The organism is Phyllobacterium sophorae, assembly GCF_003010965.1.
Lineage (GTDB): Bacteria > Pseudomonadota > Alphaproteobacteria > Rhizobiales > Rhizobiaceae > Phyllobacterium > Phyllobacterium sophorae.
In genome coordinates, this window is record NZ_PGGM01000004.1 from 104,087 (window position 1) to 121,937 (window position 17,851).

General features: G+C 56.7%; 12 protein-coding genes. 3 read left to right on the plus strand and 9 right to left on the minus strand.

Features of this window, described 5'->3' with window-relative positions:
• The first annotated feature begins 6 nt into the window (after nt 1-6).
• Nucleotides 7-2,082, plus strand: coding sequence for a hypothetical protein (locus CU103_RS11350; protein ID WP_210203755.1), 2,076 nt, complete (start codon nt 7-9; stop codon nt 2,080-2,082).
• A 1-nt stretch (nt 2,083) separates the two neighbouring features.
• Here CU103_RS11350 and CU103_RS11355 read toward each other — a convergent pair whose 3' ends face one another.
• The gene (locus CU103_RS11355) at nt 2,084-2,596 is read right to left on the minus strand and encodes a GNAT family N-acetyltransferase (protein ID WP_106664264.1); all 513 of its coding nucleotides are present in this window, start codon (nt 2,594-2,596) and stop codon (nt 2,084-2,086) included.
• Nucleotides 2,597-2,917: 321 nt separating this feature from the next.
• Here CU103_RS11355 and CU103_RS11360 point away from each other — a divergent pair, with 321 nt between their 5' ends.
• On the plus strand, nt 2,918-3,895 hold the full coding sequence (locus CU103_RS11360) for a glutathione S-transferase family protein (protein WP_106664048.1): 978 nt from the start codon (nt 2,918-2,920) through the stop codon (nt 3,893-3,895).
• A 3-nt stretch (nt 3,896-3,898) separates the two neighbouring features.
• Here CU103_RS11360 and CU103_RS11365 read toward each other — a convergent pair whose 3' ends face one another.
• Nucleotides 3,899-4,369 carry an NUDIX domain-containing protein gene (locus CU103_RS11365; RefSeq protein WP_106664049.1) on the minus strand — a complete coding sequence of 157 codons (471 nt, stop codon included), beginning with the start codon at nt 4,367-4,369 and terminating at the stop codon, nt 3,899-3,901.
• An 85-nt stretch (nt 4,370-4,454) separates the two neighbouring features.
• On the opposite strand from CU103_RS11365, the gene CU103_RS11370 reads away from it, so the two are divergent.
• Nucleotides 4,455-5,387, plus strand: a complete 933-nt coding sequence (locus CU103_RS11370) for a metallophosphoesterase family protein (protein ID WP_106664050.1) — start codon at nt 4,455-4,457, stop codon at nt 5,385-5,387.
• Nucleotides 5,388-5,390: 3 nt separating this feature from the next.
• Here CU103_RS11370 and CU103_RS11375 read toward each other — a convergent pair whose 3' ends face one another.
• The 7 genes from CU103_RS11375 to putA form a co-directional block, all read right to left on the minus strand.
• A complete protein-coding gene (locus tag CU103_RS11375; RefSeq protein WP_106664051.1) occupies nt 5,391-6,011 on the minus strand; it encodes a hypothetical protein in 621 nt (206 codons plus the stop codon).
• 126 nt (nt 6,012-6,137) lie between these two features.
• The gene (leuA, locus tag CU103_RS11380) at nt 6,138-7,856 is read right to left on the minus strand and encodes a 2-isopropylmalate synthase (protein ID WP_425350594.1); all 1,719 of its coding nucleotides are present in this window, start codon (nt 7,854-7,856) and stop codon (nt 6,138-6,140) included.
• Between the two features lie 326 nt (nt 7,857-8,182).
• Nucleotides 8,183-9,130: an alpha/beta hydrolase gene (locus CU103_RS11385; protein ID WP_106664052.1), complete on the minus strand. Its 948-nt coding sequence runs from the start codon at nt 9,128-9,130 to the stop codon at nt 8,183-8,185.
• 368 nt (nt 9,131-9,498) lie between these two features.
• On the minus strand, nt 9,499-10,407 hold the full coding sequence (locus tag CU103_RS11390; RefSeq protein ID WP_106664053.1) for a cation diffusion facilitator family transporter: 909 nt from the start codon (nt 10,405-10,407) through the stop codon (nt 9,499-9,501).
• A 1-nt stretch (nt 10,408) separates the two neighbouring features.
• On the minus strand, nt 10,409-12,592 hold the full coding sequence (locus CU103_RS11395) for an anthranilate synthase (RefSeq protein ID WP_170117027.1): 2,184 nt from the start codon (nt 12,590-12,592) through the stop codon (nt 10,409-10,411).
• Nucleotides 12,593-12,925: 333 nt separating this feature from the next.
• On the minus strand, nt 12,926-14,605 hold the full coding sequence (locus CU103_RS11400) for a formate--tetrahydrofolate ligase (RefSeq protein ID WP_106664055.1): 1,680 nt from the start codon (nt 14,603-14,605) through the stop codon (nt 12,926-12,928).
• Nucleotides 14,606-14,706: 101 nt separating this feature from the next.
• Nucleotides 14,707-17,799 (minus strand): bifunctional proline dehydrogenase/L-glutamate gamma-semialdehyde dehydrogenase PutA, encoded by a 3,093-nt coding sequence (gene putA, locus CU103_RS11405; protein ID WP_106664056.1) that lies wholly within the window; start codon nt 17,797-17,799, stop codon nt 14,707-14,709.
• Nucleotides 17,800-17,851 lie beyond the last annotated feature (52 nt).

Genomic DNA, 17,851 nt, shown 5'->3' on the forward strand with positions numbered 1-17,851 from the left:
ATGTACCTGTCCTTGGATTTCCAGCCCCTGGTGTCAACCGCACTACTGGTCTTGTTGCTGGTCCCGATGTTCGTCCTGACATTGGTTGGCATCTACTTTCGTCAACGTGGCAGTTTGCTCCGACTGCTGGCCGTCGCGGCATTTTCGATGGCTCTGTTCAACCCGATCGTCGTGAATGAAGAACGCGAACCATTGAAAAGTGTCGTTGCTGTGATCGCCGACCGCAGTCAAAGCCAGGACATTGGCAACCGCAGGGCCGATACGGATGTGGCACTCAAACAGGTGCAGACAGCCCTTTCCCGTCTGCCGCAGTTCGACGTTCGAACCGTCGAGACGGGCCGTGCCAGCGAAAATGACGACGCGGTATCGACACGGCTGTTCCAGGCCCTGAATAGTGCTTTTCGTGATGTGCCGCCTTCACGCATAGGCGGTGCGATCATGATCACGGACGGCCAGGTTCATGACATCCCGCCGAATCCGGCTGGCCTTGGTTTCAATGCGCCAGTCCACGGTCTTATAACCGGCACGCCCGGCGAAATCGATCGGCGTATTCAGTTCGTTCGCGCACCGCGCTTTGGCTTGACCGGCAAGCCACAGCAAATGGCGTATAAGGTTACGGCATCGAACGAGCCCCCGGGTAGTCGCGTTCGGGTGCGTGTGCGGGTCAATGGCACAGAAACAGCCAACACAGATGCCATCGTCGGCGAGGAAATGCCGATGGAAGTGACGCTTTCACGCGCCGGTATCAATATCGTTGAGATAACGGTGGATTCCGTTCCAGGCGAACTCACTGAGGTCAATAATCGTGCTGTTGCGATGGTGGACGGGATTCGTGAAAACCTGCGGGTACTTCTCATCTCGGGCGAGCCACATAATGGCGAACGCACGTGGCGCAACCTTCTGAAATCTGATGCATCGGTTGATCTGGTGCATTTCACTATTTTGCGCCCGCCCGAAAAACAGGACTCGACCCCGCTACCCGAACTCGCGCTGATCGCCTTCCCGACGCGAGAGCTCTTCGTCGACAAGATAGGTGAATTTGATCTGATCATTTTCGATCGTTATCAGCACCGCGATGTGATGTCGCTGCTCTACTACGACTACATCAATGATTATGTCCAAAAGGGCGGAGCCTTGCTTATTGCCGCTGGCCCCGAATATGCGGGCAATATGTCTATCGCCAATACACCCCTGCTGTCGGTGCTTCCGGCAACACCAACGGGGAATATTGAAGAACGGGCTTTCTATCCACGCTTGAGCGACCAGGGCAAACGCCATCCGGTCACGCGCGGGCTCGAAGGCAGCGAACAGGAACCGCCGAACTGGAGCCGCTGGTTCCGTGTCATCGATGTAAATCCGCCGGAAGGTTCGGTCATCATGAATGCCGGTGAGAGGCCGCTTCTGGTGCTCAATCGTATGGGCGAAGGCCGCGTCGGAATGTTTCTCTCCGATCAGGGCTGGCTCTGGGCGCGCGGGTTTGAGGGTGGCGGGCCCCATGCAGCACTCTACCGGCGTATTGCCCATTGGCTGATGAAAGAACCGGAACTCGAAGAAGAAGCTCTTACCGCGAAGGGCAGTGGCCGCAATCTTGAAATCCATCGCCAGACCATGAAGAAGGTCGCCGACCCAGCGAGTATAATTACACCGTCGGGAAAGACGAAATCCATCCCACTTACCGAAACCGAGCCGGGTGTGTTCACCGCTTCTGTCCCGACCGATGAAATTGGTCTCTATCAGGTGGCCAACGGCGAGTTGACAACACTCGCCCATGTCGGACCAGTGGATGCACCCGAATTTACTGACAATGTTTCGACCACCGCCAAACTCGATCCGCTCGCGCGCCAGACAGGCGGCGGCACGCGCCGTCTGCGCCCCACTACGGACCAGAACTCGATCGAAGTACCCAACGTTGTCGCCTCCCGCGGTATGGCTAACGCCAGCGGAGACAACTGGATCGGCTTGCGTCCGACAAATGAAACAGTGCTCAAGAGTGTTACGCGGCTGCCATTGTTTTCAGGTTTTCTTGGTCTTGCCGCAATGATCCTCGTCCTTGGCGGCATGTGGTATCGCGAGGGAAAATAACTCAACCGTCCGCCACGGACGCATGACGCACTTTTCCCTCAACATTCAGCAACGAACGAGGTGTGAGTTCACAAGCAAGAAACCGAGCGGGATCGACGGGAGCAGGCATCTCGATCTGATGACCCGGAATAGCACGAAATCCAAATGGCGCGTAGTAGGGTTCGTCTCCAACGAGGATGACGAGCTTGTGTCCCGCAATTCGCGCAGATTCCATGCCTGTGCGCATCAATGCCCGGCCAATTCCCTTGTTTTTCCAGGCTGGCCGCACCGCCAGAGGACCAAGCAGCAGTGCTGGTGTTATGCCGATCATGATTGGCGTAAACCGGACCGACGCGATCACATGCTCGCCATTCAGCGCGACAAAGGAAAGCCTGCGGTCATGCGGCCCGCCCTCGCGGATCCTGTAGGCGGCACGGGTGAACCTTCCAGGTCCGAAGGCCTCTTTATTGATGTCTTCGATGGCAGAATCATGCACCGGCTCTTCCGGCGTGTACGTCACGACATGGGTCAGCATGCTGGGTATCTTTTTAAAGGAGTGGACAATCGCCTTGGACCATGATGGGACCGTTGGCCAACACAGGAACTTCCGCCGCGCAATCAGCGCCGGTTCGGGTTTCATCGTCGGATGAACAGAATTCCTGCCACAAAAGTCTCCTTTTTCGTTCGCCTAACATCAAACCAGCACCACGTAAACCGAAATTCGAATCTTATGAGCAAAAAGTGACGCTCTGTTCACTCCGCTCGTACTGGATGGGCGAAGATTAAAGTCTAGGTAAAAGACAGGATAATAAATTCCCCCTGATGGCAGCCTCATGTGAGGGCAAGGAGCAATGATATGGGCCTATTGATCGATGGCGTCTGGCACAACCAATGGTACGATACCAAGGATAGTGGCGGGCGCTTTATCCGAGTCGAGTCACAGTTTCGCAATTGGGTTACCGCCGATGGCAGCGCCGGACCGACCGGCAAAGCGGGCTTCAAGGCCGAGTCTGGCCGCTACCACCTCTACGTTTCCTATGCCTGCCCCTGGGCCCATCGCACGTTGATCTTCCGTACGCTGAAACAACTGCAGGACGTCATTTCGGTGTCCGTGGTCGATCACTATATGGGAGCTGAAGGCTGGACTTTCTATGAGAAAGACGGTTCCACGCCTGATCATCTCTTCGGTTACAAGCGCCTGCACGAGGTCTATTCACGCGGAGACCGGAACTATTCTGGGCGGGTAACCGTGCCGGTCCTGTGGGACAAACAGCAAAATCTTATCGTTTCGAACGAATCATCCGAGATTATCCGCATGTTCAATTCGGCATTCGATGACTTCGGCGATGCTTCAATTGATTTCTATCCCGAAGACCAGCGCAGACAGATCGAAGCGATCAACGCACTCATTTACCCTAACATCAACAATGGCGTGTATCGTGCCGGTTTTGCCACGACACAGGAGGCCTACGAGGAAGCTTTCAGCCAGCTTTTCGACACGCTCGATCAGGTCGAAGAGCGGCTTTCGAAACAACGCTATCTGGTGGGCAACCAGATAACAGAAGCCGATTGGCGGCTGTTCACCACCCTCTTGCGCTTCGACCCGGTCTATGTCGGACACTTCAAATGCAACCGCCAGCGCATAGCCGATTATCCGAACCTGTCCAACTACACACGCGACCTCTATCAGGTGCCGGGAGTCGCGCCGACGGTCAACCTGAAGCATATCAAGGCGCACTACTATGGTAGCCACAAGACAATCAATCCAACTGGGATAATCCCGATTGGACCCGAACTTGACTTGACCCTGCCGCACGACCGGGACCGCTTCTGATTGCTACCAGGCGAGCGGCACTTCGGCACCGTTCAGGATTTCAGCCAATCGGCGCCGGGTTGAAGGTGTTATGTCGTCCGGCAGAGCATCCAATCTGAAAAATCTTGCCTCGGCAATTTCACGATTGGATAAGAAGGGGGCGGTTTGCCGGAAGGAGCGGCAGACATAAAGAGCGACATGATCACGCCTCGATGCATGGGCATTGTGGTAGATGGCAAAGAGCTGAGGCCGGCCCGTCAGCTCGATATTGCCTTCTTCCATCAATTCCTTGGCCAGGGTTTGCTCGACAGTGTGACCAGGCTCAACACCCCCGCCGGGAAATTGCCAGCCAGGCACGTAGGTATGGCGAATGAGAAACACCGACTTCTCGCCCTCATCGATGACAACACCCCGTGCACCCAGCGTCATCGGACGGCGAAGCAAAAAATAGGTATGAAACAGGCGGTGACGCCATTTTGATCGTTTTTCAACCATTCCGTATAACCTTGAGCGGAACCTCGGCTTTGTGCGACGGTTCTATCACTGGATTTCACCTGCGTACTCCCATAAAGCTGAAATAATGTTCCGTCTCGCCCATATCTCCGATATTCACCTGTCGCCGCTTCCGGCGCTAACCCTGCGCGAGCTGATTTCCAAGCGTATAACCGGCTACATCAACTGGCGTTCCAACCGCAAAGACTCGATGACCGGCGGTACCTTGGATACGCTCGTCGCCGATATGAAGACACAGGCGCCTGATCATATCGCCGTGACAGGCGACTTGGTTAATCTCGCTTTGGATGAGGAACTCGAAACGGCACAGCGCTGGCTGAAAACGCTCGGCGATCCCGCTGATGTTTCGGTTGTTCCCGGCAATCACGACGCCTATGTGCCAGGCGCGCTGAAGAAAACGCGCCGGTTCTGGGCGCCATGGATGCGTGGGGATCGCGAGGCGTCCGCAAACAGTCCCGTCGAATTTCCCTATTTGCGGGTTCGCGGCGATGTTGCGCTGATTGGTGTCTCATCGGCACGCGCAACGGCACCCTTTATGGCAACTGGCGATATACGTGAACGGCAGGCGCGAAAACTGGGGGAAATTCTCGACGAAACCGGTGAACGTGGTCTGTTTCGAGTGATCATGATCCACCACCCGCCGGTACGCGGCGCTGCGCCCTCGCATAAGAGGTTGCTTGGCATTGGTCTTTTTCAGCGCACGGTCCGCAAGCATGGCGGCGAACTGATCCTTCACGGCCACACGCACCTCGCGACCCGCTACGAGATTGAGGGACCAAGCTGGAAAATCCCCGTGATCTGCGTTCCGTCGGCAAGCCAGGGTTTCGGAGGAAATCAAAATCACCGCCCGCCAGCCGCGTTCAATTTGTTTGCGATTGCAAAAACGAATGCGGTCTGGTCCTGCCAGATGGTGGAGCGCGGAATTGTCGACGAGCATATGACCATACGCACAATTCGAGAGCATGACCTGACGGTCGGAGCAGTCCTTACGTCTGTGTAGCGTTCAAAAGAACTGCGCCAGCCGATCCCAGAAAAAGGCGAGGAGCGCACCGGCACCTGCCAGCGCGCCGATCAGAAACCACGTCATGATCGTAACAGCGTTACTGAAAACAGAGGGGCGCGGAGCCATCGATGCTGACGACGTACCGGAATGCCTCCTCTCAGCTGATTCCATCGAAACATTTGCGGGACGAAGGCTAATCCGTTCACCTTCCATCAACTTCTGACGCTCGACGATGCGCTCCGCGATGTAGTTGGTTACGGCATCCGAAATCGGCCCGACGTCCGTTGATTCCGCCAGCACTATCCGTCCGAGCCGGGTATCGCGGACAAAACGATATGTCCGTCGATCCCGGGCCATCATCACATGTGACGTAGCGTCAATCCACAATCGCGGCTGCAGTCCAGTCGAGACCGCGAAGTCCCACTGCAGATCATCGGCAGGCACTTCGTCAAAAACGGCCTTGAGATCCTGAGCGAGAATTTCGATCCGGGCGAGATCGGCTTCCTTCATGTCGATGACAACGTCGCCGCGATCCGCCGTGGCGACCTGAGCACCACGAATGGCGTCGGCGAGCTTGTGACGATTGTCGGCAGTTTTAATCTTTTCTCGCATCTCGCTCATGAGCGTTTCCGGAACAGGGGTAGCAATTGTAGCGACATCATTAACCATATGCGCCAGGCATTGCATCAGAAACTTGTCCGGAATGAAATCGTCCGCAGAAAAAGAAAGACCCCGAAGGGCCTTTCTTCACTTTCCGATAATCCTGTTTGCCGCCGAGATAATTCCCTCCAGCGAGGCAGTCACGATATTCTTGTTTATGCCCGCACCAAAGATTTTACCGCCCGGGTGTTCAATTTCCATGTAGCTGATGGCAGCGGCGTCGGATCCGTGTTGAAGCGAATGCTCCGAATAATTCACAACCGACAGCCTGATGCCGAGATAGTGCGAAAGTGCGTCGATGAAACCATCGACCGGTCCCGTGCCCCTGCCCTCGATGCGCTTGGTCTCACCACGATCGGTGATCTCTGCAGAAAGTATGCGTATTCCCTTGTGCTCAGTGTCGGGATAGGTGTGGTGATCAACGAATTTCAGGCGCGCACCTGGCTGTTCGACATAGAGCTCCTGAAAACGCTCGTAGATCCGCCTGGATGGCATCTCCTTGCCTTCCACATCGGTAATTTGCTGGATATCCTCACGGAATTCCACCTGCATGCCGCGCGGCAGGTTCAAGCCATAGTCGGCTTGGAGAATATAGGCGATGCCACCCTTGCCTGATTGCGAATTGATGCGAATGATCGCTTCATAGCTGCGGCCGACATCCTGTGGATCGATCGGCAGATAAGGCACTTCCCACAGGGTCTTGTTGGCCTGCTTGATCGCTTTCATGCCCTTGTTGATCGCATCCTGATGCGAGCCGGAGAACGCCGTGTAGACCAGTTCGCCCACGTAGGGATGACGTTCCGGAATCACCAGCTGATTGGAATACTCATAGACCTCTTTCATCCGGTTAATATCGGAGCAGTCGAGTTCGGGATCTACGCCTTGTGTAAACATGTTCAGCGCCAGCGTAACGATATCGACATTGCCGGTCCGCTCGCCATTGCCGAACAAGGTGCCTTCCACACGGTCTGCGCCAGCCATCAGTCCGAGTTCCGTCGTCGCAACGCCCGTGCCGCGATCGTTGTGCGGATGCAGCGAAATGATCAGGTTTTCGCGATTGTCGAGCTGGCGGCACATCCATTCGATGCGATCCGCATAGATATTCGGGGTCGACATCTCGACGGTCGATGGCAGGTTGATGATCAATTTGTTGTCAGGCGTTGGTTTGACGATCTCCGTCACCGCGTTGCAAATTTCCAGCGCAACTTCCAGTTCAGTGCCGGTGAAGCTTTCCGGCGAATATTCGAAGCGGTAGCCGCCGCCTGCCTTTGCCGCCATGTCGGTGATCATCTTGGCAGCGTCGGTAGCGATAGTCTTGATGCCATTGACGTCTTTGTTGAACACCACGCGGCGCTGCAATTCACTGGTGGAATTGTAGAAATGCACAATCGGCTTGTGTGCGCCTTCCAGCGACTCGAAGGTTCTTGTAATCAGCTCCGGCCGGCATTGTACCAATACCTGCAGAGAAACGTCCGGGCCGCAATTGCCTTCTTCTACGCACCAGCGGGCGAAATCGAAATCCGTCTGCGAGGCTGACGGAAAGCCGATTTCGATTTCCTTGAAACCCATATCGAGCAATAGCGCAAACATGCGCACCTTGCGGTCATGCCCCATGGGGTCTATTAGCGCCTGATTGCCATCGCGCAGATCGACCGAGCACCAGATAGGCGCTTTTTCGATACGCTTGGAAGGCCATTGCCGGTCTTTCAAGTCGACAATTGGATAGGGCTCGTACTTCTTGGCAGCATCGGGCATGCCCGCGTTCTGTTTGCCCATAGTCTTTGCGGGGACGATCATGTCAGTCATTTGCTTCTCGTTTCCGGCCGGATGCGAATAGGTTCCCTCGCGATCACGGCACTCTTCTTAGGCGTTACATTTGTCTTGTAAAGGGATAAGGAGCGACAGCCAGGCGGCAATTTCGACCGCCGGACGCTCCTCTTAACGAGCCCGGCGGTCGCCGATAAGGTCGAGGAGAAGCGGAAGGAGAAGTGCGCGATTCGTCAGGCCTGCAAAAGCAGACTGGCCGAAGGACTTATGTGTCGGGCGCGTTTTCATGGGTCAGACAAATAAACGACTGTCTGACCGGATGCAAGTGGATTGGTGCCGAATACGATCTCTATCTGATCGCAGGTTCAATTCTTATTGAGTTGAGCCGTTGCTCCCGACAGCCATTCGCTGACGACCTTCACATCGTCCTTCCCGAGCCCGTGATCGGACTTTATCGAACGGGCTTCTACGCGAGCGCCATGCGATCTCAACATATCCTCGAGCGCAGGCGCATATGGTGCATAGAGTCGGTCCGATGCGCCCGATACTGTCAGGACCCGTGCATTGGCAAGATTTGCCTCGGATGTTTCGGTCAACACCGGCATGGAACGCAACAGGACGGCCTGTTTTACCAAATCCGGGTAAAGCATCATCACTGCGTTGACCAGGTTGGCACCGTTGGAATAGCCGAGGAAGGTCGTGCGGTTCGGGTCAATCTTGTATTGCTGGGTCACCTGTTTCAGGAATTCGGCAAAAGCCTTTGCTTCGGAACGAATGTCTTTCTGGTCAAAGCTGACGGGCGTCAGGCGGCGATACCAGCGGCTCGATCCATCCTGTATAACGCGTCCGCGCACGGCGAACAGCACAGCGTTCGGGGCTATTTTTGAACCAAAGGAAACAAGGCTGGTCTCGTCCTGGCCGGAGCCATGCAACAGGACCATCGTATCGCCATTTGGTGTTTCGGGACGGTAGATACGGTACTTGAATGCTAGATCTTCGTAGAGCGATCCTTCGCTCTGGGGAAGAATATCGCCTTTGATCGCTTTCTTCAAAATACTGGCACCGCCTGTTGCAACGATATTGATGGGCGCGACCTTTGCTGGCACCTGCGAGACCACTTTGCTCTTCTGCGTGCAAGCGTCGACGCTGTCATTTTTATCGACATCCGGCAGCGGATCAACCGTGTCTGATAAAACTTGCGTTTTTGCGGACTGCGGCTTGTCGCAATCGGCTGTGCTGCGCGCGCTTGCAGGATGCGCCGCAGTGAAGAGAGAAAGGCCTGCAATCAGTGCATATAAGTACGGTTTACCCATAAGTTAATCCTGGCAGTTTTTGAGCAAAGGATACTATCCGGATATCGTTTGCTTTAAGGTTAACTAAGCTTGTAAACAGCCGCGGTTGTCCGCTCGGCGCTGCCATGCCTATTGGCGCTCGATCCTCAATTTTGGGACTTGATGCGTCTCGCCAAATTTACTGTCCCCTGACGTACGCCCCGGCGTCGCATCAATAGTGGAGAATTGCATTGCTGAGGCACATGTGACCCAGCCCTGCATCTATGTCAACAAAATTGTAACGAAATCATGACCGGCTGAAATAATCCGTTACAATTTGTTGCTGGCTTGCATCGATTTTGACGATGAGACGATACAATCCCATTCCGCTTCCGGCAAACAATGGAAACTCAGGCGAATGGAACGGCGGCCGTGCCAAGCGGCAGTTTCGCTTCGTCTTCCGGTTCTACATGGATCACCACGCTGGCATCCGGGATCTGCGCCATCAGGGCGTTTTCGATGCGATCGCAAATAACGTGTGCATCGCCGACGCTCATGTTTGCTTCGACTACAAGATGAAACTCGATAAAGGTCATTCTGCCGGCGATGCGTGTCTTGAGGTCATGCACTTCCAGCGCGCCCCCCGCATTGGCGGAAATGACGTCGCGAATACGCATGGTCTCCTCGGTCGCCACGCCCACATCCATCAGGCCCTGCACCGAATTGCCGATCACGCTCCAGCCTTGCCATAGGATGTTCAGCGCCACGATGACGGCAAGCAGCGGATCGAGGATGGTCCAGCCGGTCATGACTGCGCCGGCCAAGCCGGCAAACACGCCGACGGATGTCACGACATCGGTCATAATATGCTTGCCGTCGGCTTGCATGGCCGGAGATCGGTGCTTTCGCCCGCGGTTGATGAGCAACGATGCCCAGAATGCATTGATGACCGTTGCCCCGCCATTGATCGCAAGACCAAGCCAGGGCTGATCCAGTGTCATCGGCGTCTCCCAGGCAAGCCAGACTTCGCGCAGAATCAACAGTGCGGCCACAACAATCAGCACACCTTCGAGCACCGCCGAGAAATACTCGGCCTTGTGGTGCCCGAAAGGATGATTTTGGTCCGCGGGCTTATAGCTGACGCGGATTGCCCACCACGCAGCCATCGCAGCCACCACATTGACGATCGACTCCAGCGCATCGGAATAAAGCGCGACAGAGCCGGTGACGTAATAGGCACCGTATTTCAGCGCAAGTACGGTCATTCCAATGAAGATCGACCAGAAAGCCAGCCGCTGAACTGTGGTGTCTTCATTCATGCTAGGCTGCTCGTTCCTTGGCGCGGCGTGGCAGATGCGCCACGACATTTTCGATCATGCGCATACCAGCATTGTGACCGAGTGTCATGATCGATTCCGGATGGAATTGCACGGCGGCGATCGGTTCGCTCTTGTGTTCGAACGCCATGATGACACCATCTTCGGTCTCCGCCGTTACGATGAACTCGTCCGGCAGGCGAACGGGATCAGCGAAAATCGAATGATAGCGGCCGACGGTCACTTCCTTGGGCAGGCCAGAGAAGATTTTGCCTTGCTTGGTGATCCGGATGCGCGAAGGCTTGCCATGCATCGGCACATGCAGCTGGCGCAACGTTCCGCCATAGGCTTCAGCCAGTGCCTGCAAACCGAGACAAACGCCGAAGATCGGCAGCTCGCGTATGCGCGCCTTCTTTATCGTTGCCTTGCAGTCGAAATCCTGCGGCGTGCCCGGTCCGGGTGAAAGCACGACGAGATCCGGCTTGATGCGGTCAAAGACCTCCTCCGGCACCGGTGTACGCACCGTGGTGACCGTTGCGCCAGTCTGGCGGAAATAATTCGCCAGCGTATGGACAAAGGAATCTTCGTGATCGACGAGAAGAATCGACAAGCCCTCCCCGACGCGGGCCACTGCACGCTCTTCCGGCAGGACATTGCTTTTGTGCGCATCGCGCACGGCAGCGATCATTGCCGAGGCTTTGAGCTCTGTCTCGGCTTCTTCCTCTTCAGGCACTGAATCAAAAAGCAGGGTGGCACCGGCACGGACTTGCGCAATGCCCTCTTTGATGCGGATGGTGCGCAACGTCAGGCCGGTGTTCATGTCGCCATTGAAGTTGACCATGCCGATTGCACCGCCGTACCATGCACGCGGGCTCCGCTCATTTTCTTCGATGAATCGCATGGCCCACAGTTTTGGCGCACCGGTTACAGTCACCGCCCAGGCATGCGACAGGAAGCCGTCAAAGGCGTCCATATCTTCGCGCAACCGCCCTTCGATGTGGTCGACCGTGTGGATCAGCCGCGAGTACATCTCGATCTGGCGGCGGCCGATCACCCGGACGGAACCCGGCTCGCAAACACGGCTCTTGTCGTTGCGGTCCACATCCGAGCACATGGTGAGCTCGGACTCATCTTTCTTCGAGTTCAAGAGCTTGATGATCTGCTCACTATCGGCAATCGCATCCTCGCCGCGCTTGATCGTCCCCGAAATCGGGCAGGTCTCGATGCGGCGCCCTACCACGCGCACGAACATCTCCGGCGACGCGCCGACCAGATATTCGTTATCTCCAAGATTGATGTAGAACGAATAGGGCGACGGATTGATGGCCTTCAGCCTCCGTGAAATCACCGACGGTTTGGTTTCACAGCGCTCGTAAAAGGTCTGTCCAGGCACGACTTCAAAAAGGTCACCGCGCTTGAAGCTGTCTTTCGCCTTCTTCACGAGCTCCGCGTAGTCACCGGGATTGTGGTCGCCACGGCCAGGAATTGCGTCTGTCGGCTTGAAGAGTTCCACAGCGGTATCGCGCGGCAAACCTTCCGTCGAGGAACCCTCAAAGGCATATTCGTAGCGGTCGAGCCATGCCTTGGCGGCATGATGATCGACGACCAGAATTTCGTCTGGCAGATAAAGCACAATATCCCGCTGATCGTCCGGCCGCTTAAGCTTGTACTGGATTGGATCGAATTGGAAGGCCAGGTCGTAGCCGAATGCACCGTAAAGACCAAGGTTGGCATCATCCTCCGTAAAGAACAGCGCCACGACGGCGCGCAGCACCGTGAAGACGGAAGGGACACGGGAACGTTCTTCTTCCGTGAACGGGCGGTTCGGCAACGCAATTTCAAGCTCGATTTTGCTCGCGCTTGCGGCTGTAATGGACACTTCCCCAAGTGTGGCAATGGCTCTCTTGATAGGCGCAAGCAGAACCTCGCCGCGCTTGTTCAACGCCTCGATGGTCATGTGGCGGCCATTGGAGGTGATAACGGCAGGGGGATCGACAATAGCCGTATCCCAGCGTGTATAGCGGCCCGGATACTCATAATTGGACGAAAAAACTGCGCCGCGCCGCTCGTCGAGAGCATCCACGTAACTGTCGATCGCGCTGGCATAGGCCGTCGCAATGCGTGACCGGGAAATCGTGACACCGCCTGCGGTATCGAATATTTCCACGTCGCCCTCAATTCTATGCATCTTCATCTCCAATTCGTTGCATCTGGCTCTACTGCGCCGTGCGTCCAGTGGACGCTGAAGGGACGCAGTAGCACCGTGAATCTGCGCATAACCCTTTCCAAAAATCGAAGATGATTTTGGGGTTATGCGTTGGGCATCGGACGGTCAAACAAAAAGGCCGCCCGGAAAACCCGTTGCGGCCCTGTTCCTTTTCACAAACATGCAAAAAGCTGCGTGGCCGCTATCAGCGAGCCCACCACCAGCCATTTGAAAGAATGCGTGTGTTCATGGCGGTGATTGTTAGCGGCATGCGCCGCCGCTTGCAACAGCAAAAATGCAGCTTTGGCTCAGCTTTCAGAAAAGGCCCTCGATTACCCCGTCGCCGTTCAGGTGGATTCGCTCGGCGGAAGGCGACTTCGGCAGGCCCGGCATAGTCATGATCTCACCGCAGATTGCCACAATGAATCCGGCGCCGGCAGACAAGCGCACCTCCCGCACATGCACCACATGATTGACCGGCGCGCCGCGCAGGCTTGGGTTCGTCGAGAATGAATATTGGGTCTTGGCCATGCACACGGGAAGGTTGCCATATCCGGCATCTTCCCACTGGCGCAACTGTTCGCGCACGCTTGCATCGGCATCCGCTTCGGCACCGCGGTAGATGCGCTTGACGATGGTCTCGATCTTGTCGAACAGCGACAGCTCATCTTCATAAAGCGGTGAAAACTGCGCCGAACCACTTTCAGCTAAGGCGACAACCTTGTGCGCCAGATCTTCAATGCCAGCTGAGCCTTGCGCCCAGTGCTTGCACAGAATTGCTTCCGCGCCATGCGCCGTGACAAACCCCTTCACGGCTGCAATCTCGGCTTCGGTGTCGGCGGTGAAATGATTAATGGCAACGACCACTGGCACGCCGAATTGCCGGACATTTTCCATATGGCGGCCGAGATTGGCACAGCCGGCTTTGACTGCGGCAATGTTCTCCTGGCCCAGATCATCCTTTGCAACGCCACCATGCATCTTCATGGCGCGCACCGTGGCAACAATAACCGCTGCGGCCGGCTTCAGCCCCGCCTTGCGGCATTTGATATCAAAGAATTTCTCTGCACCAAGATCAGCTCCGAAACCCGCTTCTGTCACCACATAATCGGCAAGCTTCAGGGCCGTGGTGGTCGCGACGACTGAATTGCAGCCATGAGCAATATTGGCAAAGGGCCCTCCATGCACAAATGCCGGATTGTTTTCCAGCGTCTGCACAAGATTGGGCTGCATCGCATCCTTGAGCAGAACGGCCATGGCCCTGTCTGCCTTCAGATCGCGGGCATAAACCGGCGTCTTGTTGAAGCGGTAGCCGATGATGATTTCGCCCAGCCGTCGTTCCAGATCGCTCAGATCCGTAGCCAGGCAGAGGATCGCCATCACTTCGGAAGCCACCGTGATGTCGAATCCCGATTCCCGCGGGAAGCCGTTGGCGACGCCGCCAAGGGATGAGGCAATGTCGCGCAGGGCCCGATCGTTCATGTCCATGACACGCCGCCAGGTGATGCGGCGCGTGTCGAGATTGAGCTCATTGCCCCAGTAGACATGGTTGTCGATCATCGCCGCGAGCAGATTGTGCGCAGCGGTGACCGCATGGAAGTCACCCGTGAAATGCAGGTTGATGTCTTCCATCGGGATCACCTGCGCATAGCCGCCACCTGCGGCGCCACCCTTGGTCCCGAAACAGGGACCGAGCGATGCTTCTCGAATGCAGACGATTGCCTTTTTGCCGATGCGGTTGAGCCCGTCGCCAAGTCCAACGGTCGTAGTGGTCTTGCCCTCGCCAGCCGGAGTCGGACTGACGGCCGTCACCAGGATAAGCTTGCCATCCTTGCCGCCCTGCTTCGAGCGAATAAATTCTGCCGAAAGCTTGGCCTTGTCATAACCATAGGGCGCAAGGTGTTCAGGCGGTATGCCGATTTTTGCGCCGATCTCAAGCACCGGCTTTTTCGCCGCCGAGCGCGCAATCTCAATATCGGATTTGACGATAGCCATCGACGTTCCCCCGTATCGGAAGTACGTCAAATAGCATTCTACAAGCCAAATGGGGATAGCCCGAACTGACTATCCCCAGCTGCAGCGTAATCCGGCAACGCCTATTCGCCCATGGCGATAAGGCTCGCGTTTCCACCTGCAGCGGCCGTGTTGACGGAAACCACCTGCTCCAGCGCAAAGCGCGCCAGATAGGCCGGCCCCCCGGCCTTTGGCCCGGTGCCGGAAAGGCCCGATCCGCCGAAGGGTTGCGTGCCGACAACCGCGCCGATCGTGTTGCGGTTGACATAGACATTGCCGATATCGAGCCGGTCGATCACCTTGGTCACCGTGGCTTCGATGCGCGTATGCAGGCCGAAGGTCAGGCCGTAACCCGTCGAGGCAATCTGGTCGAGCACCTTGTCGAGGTCCTTGGCCTTCCAGCGAACCACATGCAACACGGGACCGAATACCTCGCGTTCCAATGCATCCGGCCGGTTAAGCTCCACGATATGCGGCGCGAAGAACAGGCCCTCCCTGGGCGCTTCGCCTGCATAGCGCACCTTCTGGCTCTTGCGCATCGCCGCGATGTGGTTCGAGAGCATATCGCGCTGTGCCTCGTCGATGATCGGTCCGACATCGGTCGAAGGCAGTGCCGGATCGCCAAGGGTAAGTTCCTTTGCTGCTCCCTCGATCATTTCGAGCATGTTGTCCGCGATATCTTCCTGCAGATAGAGAATGCGCAGTGCCGAACAGCGTTGCCCCGCCGAACGGAACGCCGACATGACCACGTCATCCGCGACCTGCTCGGACAATGCCGTTGCATCGACGATCATCGCATTTAAACCGCCGGTCTCGGCGATCAGCGGGACGATAGGTCCTTTCTTCGCAGCCAATGTCCGGTTGATAGCCCAAGCCGTATCGGTCGAACCGGTAAAGGCAACGCCGGCAATCTCCGCATGTGACGTCAAGGCCGCGCCAACCGGGCCATCGCCCGGGACATAGAGCACGGCGTCCTTCGGCACCCCGGCTTGATGCAGGATGCGAATGGCCTCGTAAGCGATGAGCGGTGTCTGCTCCGCGGGCTTGGCCACAACGGTATTACCCGCCGCCAAAGCTGCTGTCACTTGCCCGAGGAAAATCGCCAGAGGGAAATTCCACGGACTGATGCAAACGAAGGCGCCCCGGCCGCGATGCCGCAGCTTGTTGTCCTCGCCCGTTGGCCCGGGCATGACCTTGTCGACCCCAAACTGCCGGCGTGCTTCGGCGGCGTAATAGCGGCAAAAATCAACGGCCTCACGGATTTCGGCGATACCGTCATCGATGGTCTTACCGGCTTCGCGCGATAGAAGATCCAGAAGCTGATTGCGATTTTCTTCCAGCAGATCAGCCGCCTTTTCCAGCGCCCGCGCCCGTGTATCCACCGGCAGGCGCGACCATGAAGCAAAACCCTTGCGGGCAATACCGACAGCCTTTGCAGCTTCATCAGCCGTGGCAAATACGACGGTACCAACAGTTGAACCATTCACCGGCGAGACGACATTCTGGGGTTTGCCGTGAACCTTTACGCCGTCGATCAACGGAATCGCATTGACGCTGCGCGACGCCTTGGCGATACCACCGAGAAGTGCGGCCAGTTCCTTGCGATCACCCAGTTCGATACCTGAAGAATTGGTGCGCTTGCCATAGAGCTTCGATGGGAGCGGAATATGCGGATGCCTGTACCCCTTGCCGTCATTGAGTTTGTCGGCCGGACGGATCAGCAGGTCGGCAATCGGTATATCGATATCGCCCACGACTGAAACGAACGAGGAGTTTGCGCCGTTTTCGAGAAGGCGCCGCACGAGGTAGGCCAGAAGATCGCGGTAGCCGCCAACCGGCGCGTAGATGCGGCAGGCGATCTTGTCATTTTTTTCGGTGATCTGCTTGTAAAGGCTTTCGCCCATGCCGTGCAGGCGCTGGAACTCGAAGCCAGTCTTGTCGGCGCCTGCCATTTCCAGAATCATCGCGACTGTCAGCGCATTATGCGTGGCAAATTGCGGGAATATTCGCGGACGTGCATCGAGCATGCGCTTGGCGCAGGCAAGATAGGAAGCATCGGTCGCGGGTTTGCGGGTAAATACCGGGTAATCGGCAAGGCCGCGTTCCTGCGCCCGCTTCACCTCAGTATCCCAATAAGCGCCCTTCACCAGCCTGACCATCATCTTGCGGTTGTGGCGTGCGGCGAGCCGGTCGATATGATCGATCACATCGAGGGCACGCTTCTGATAGGCTTGAATGGCAAGACCGAACCCGTCCCAGCCATCAAGCGAGGGGTCAGCGAAAACCCGGTCGATCACGTCCAGCGACAGTTCCAGCCGGTCAGCTTCCTCAGCGTCTACAGTGAAGTTGAGATCATAGGATTTTGCCTTCTGCGCTAACGCCAGCAGATCGGGTACCAGTTCCGCCATGACCTCGTCGTGATGCGTGGCGAGGTAGCGCGGATGCAGCGCCGAGAGTTTGACTGAAATGCCCATGCGATCCGGCAGCTTCTTGTTGCCAGTCGCACGACCAATGGCGTCAATGGCGTCGGAATAGGATTTGAAGTAGCCGCGCGCGTCCTTGCGGGTGCGGGCACCCTCGCCGAGCATATCGAAGGAGTGGCGGTAACCCTTGGCCTCGTTGGTGCTGGCCCGCTTGAGCGCATCCTTGATCGTTTCACCAAGGACGAAGTGATGACCAAGATAGCGCATGGCCTGCTTGGTCGCGGTGCGTACGGTCGGTAGACCAATTCGCTTGACCAGCGAGGAAATGACGCCTTCCGGCGTTTCGCCCGGCTTGATGACCTTTGCCGAAAGGCCCAAGGCCCAGGCGGATGCCGAGACGAACCATGTGTCACCGCTCGGCTCGTGCTCGGACCAGTGGCCTTGCTTCAGCTTGTCCTCGATCAACTTGTCCTGCGTTGCGGCATCCGGCACGCGCAGCAGGGCCTCTGCCAAAACCATGAGCGCCAAGCCTTCGCGCGTCGACAGCCCGTATTCGCGCAGGAAGTCTTCAACGCCGCCGATGCCGCTCGCTTCCTTGCGGATGGTCGCGATATACTTGCTGGCGCGCGCATCGATGCGGCGATTCATATCCTCCGGAAGGGCAATCGTCTTCAGCAGCGATGCGACCAGTTGCTGGTCATCGACTGCATAGGGTGCAGAAAAATCATTAGTCGCTGGCAATTGAACGGTCATCAGGCTTCCCCTTATTGATTTTTCCCATATAATCTATTCCATATGGTTCTTC

Bases quoted from the DNA above. Each gene is read 5' to 3' on its own strand.
- leuA (WP_425350594.1), bottom strand. From the start codon at position 7,856: ATGACTGACATGATCGTCCCCGCAAAGACTATGGGCAAACAGAACGCG.
- CU103_RS11365 (WP_106664049.1), bottom strand. From the start codon at position 4,369: ATGGTTGAAAAACGATCAAAATGGCGTCACCGCCTGTTTCATACCTAT.
- CU103_RS11400 (WP_106664055.1), bottom strand. From the start codon at position 14,605: ATGGCTATCGTCAAATCCGATATTGAGATTGCGCGCTCGGCGGCGAAA.
- CU103_RS11355 (WP_106664264.1), bottom strand. From the start codon at position 2,596: ATGCTGACCCATGTCGTGACGTACACGCCGGAAGAGCCGGTGCATGAT.
- CU103_RS11370 (WP_106664050.1), top strand. From the start codon at position 4,455: ATGTTCCGTCTCGCCCATATCTCCGATATTCACCTGTCGCCGCTTCCG.
- CU103_RS11385 (WP_106664052.1), bottom strand. From the start codon at position 9,130: ATGGGTAAACCGTACTTATATGCACTGATTGCAGGCCTTTCTCTCTTC.
- putA (WP_106664056.1), bottom strand. From the start codon at position 17,799: ATGACCGTTCAATTGCCAGCGACTAATGATTTTTCTGCACCCTATGCA.
- CU103_RS11395 (WP_170117027.1), bottom strand. From the start codon at position 12,592: ATGCATAGAATTGAGGGCGACGTGGAAATATTCGATACCGCAGGCGGT.
- CU103_RS11360 (WP_106664048.1), top strand. From the start codon at position 2,918: ATGGGCCTATTGATCGATGGCGTCTGGCACAACCAATGGTACGATACC.
- CU103_RS11375 (WP_106664051.1), bottom strand. From the start codon at position 6,011: ATGAGCGAGATGCGAGAAAAGATTAAAACTGCCGACAATCGTCACAAG.
- CU103_RS11390 (WP_106664053.1), bottom strand. From the start codon at position 10,407: ATGAATGAAGACACCACAGTTCAGCGGCTGGCTTTCTGGTCGATCTTC.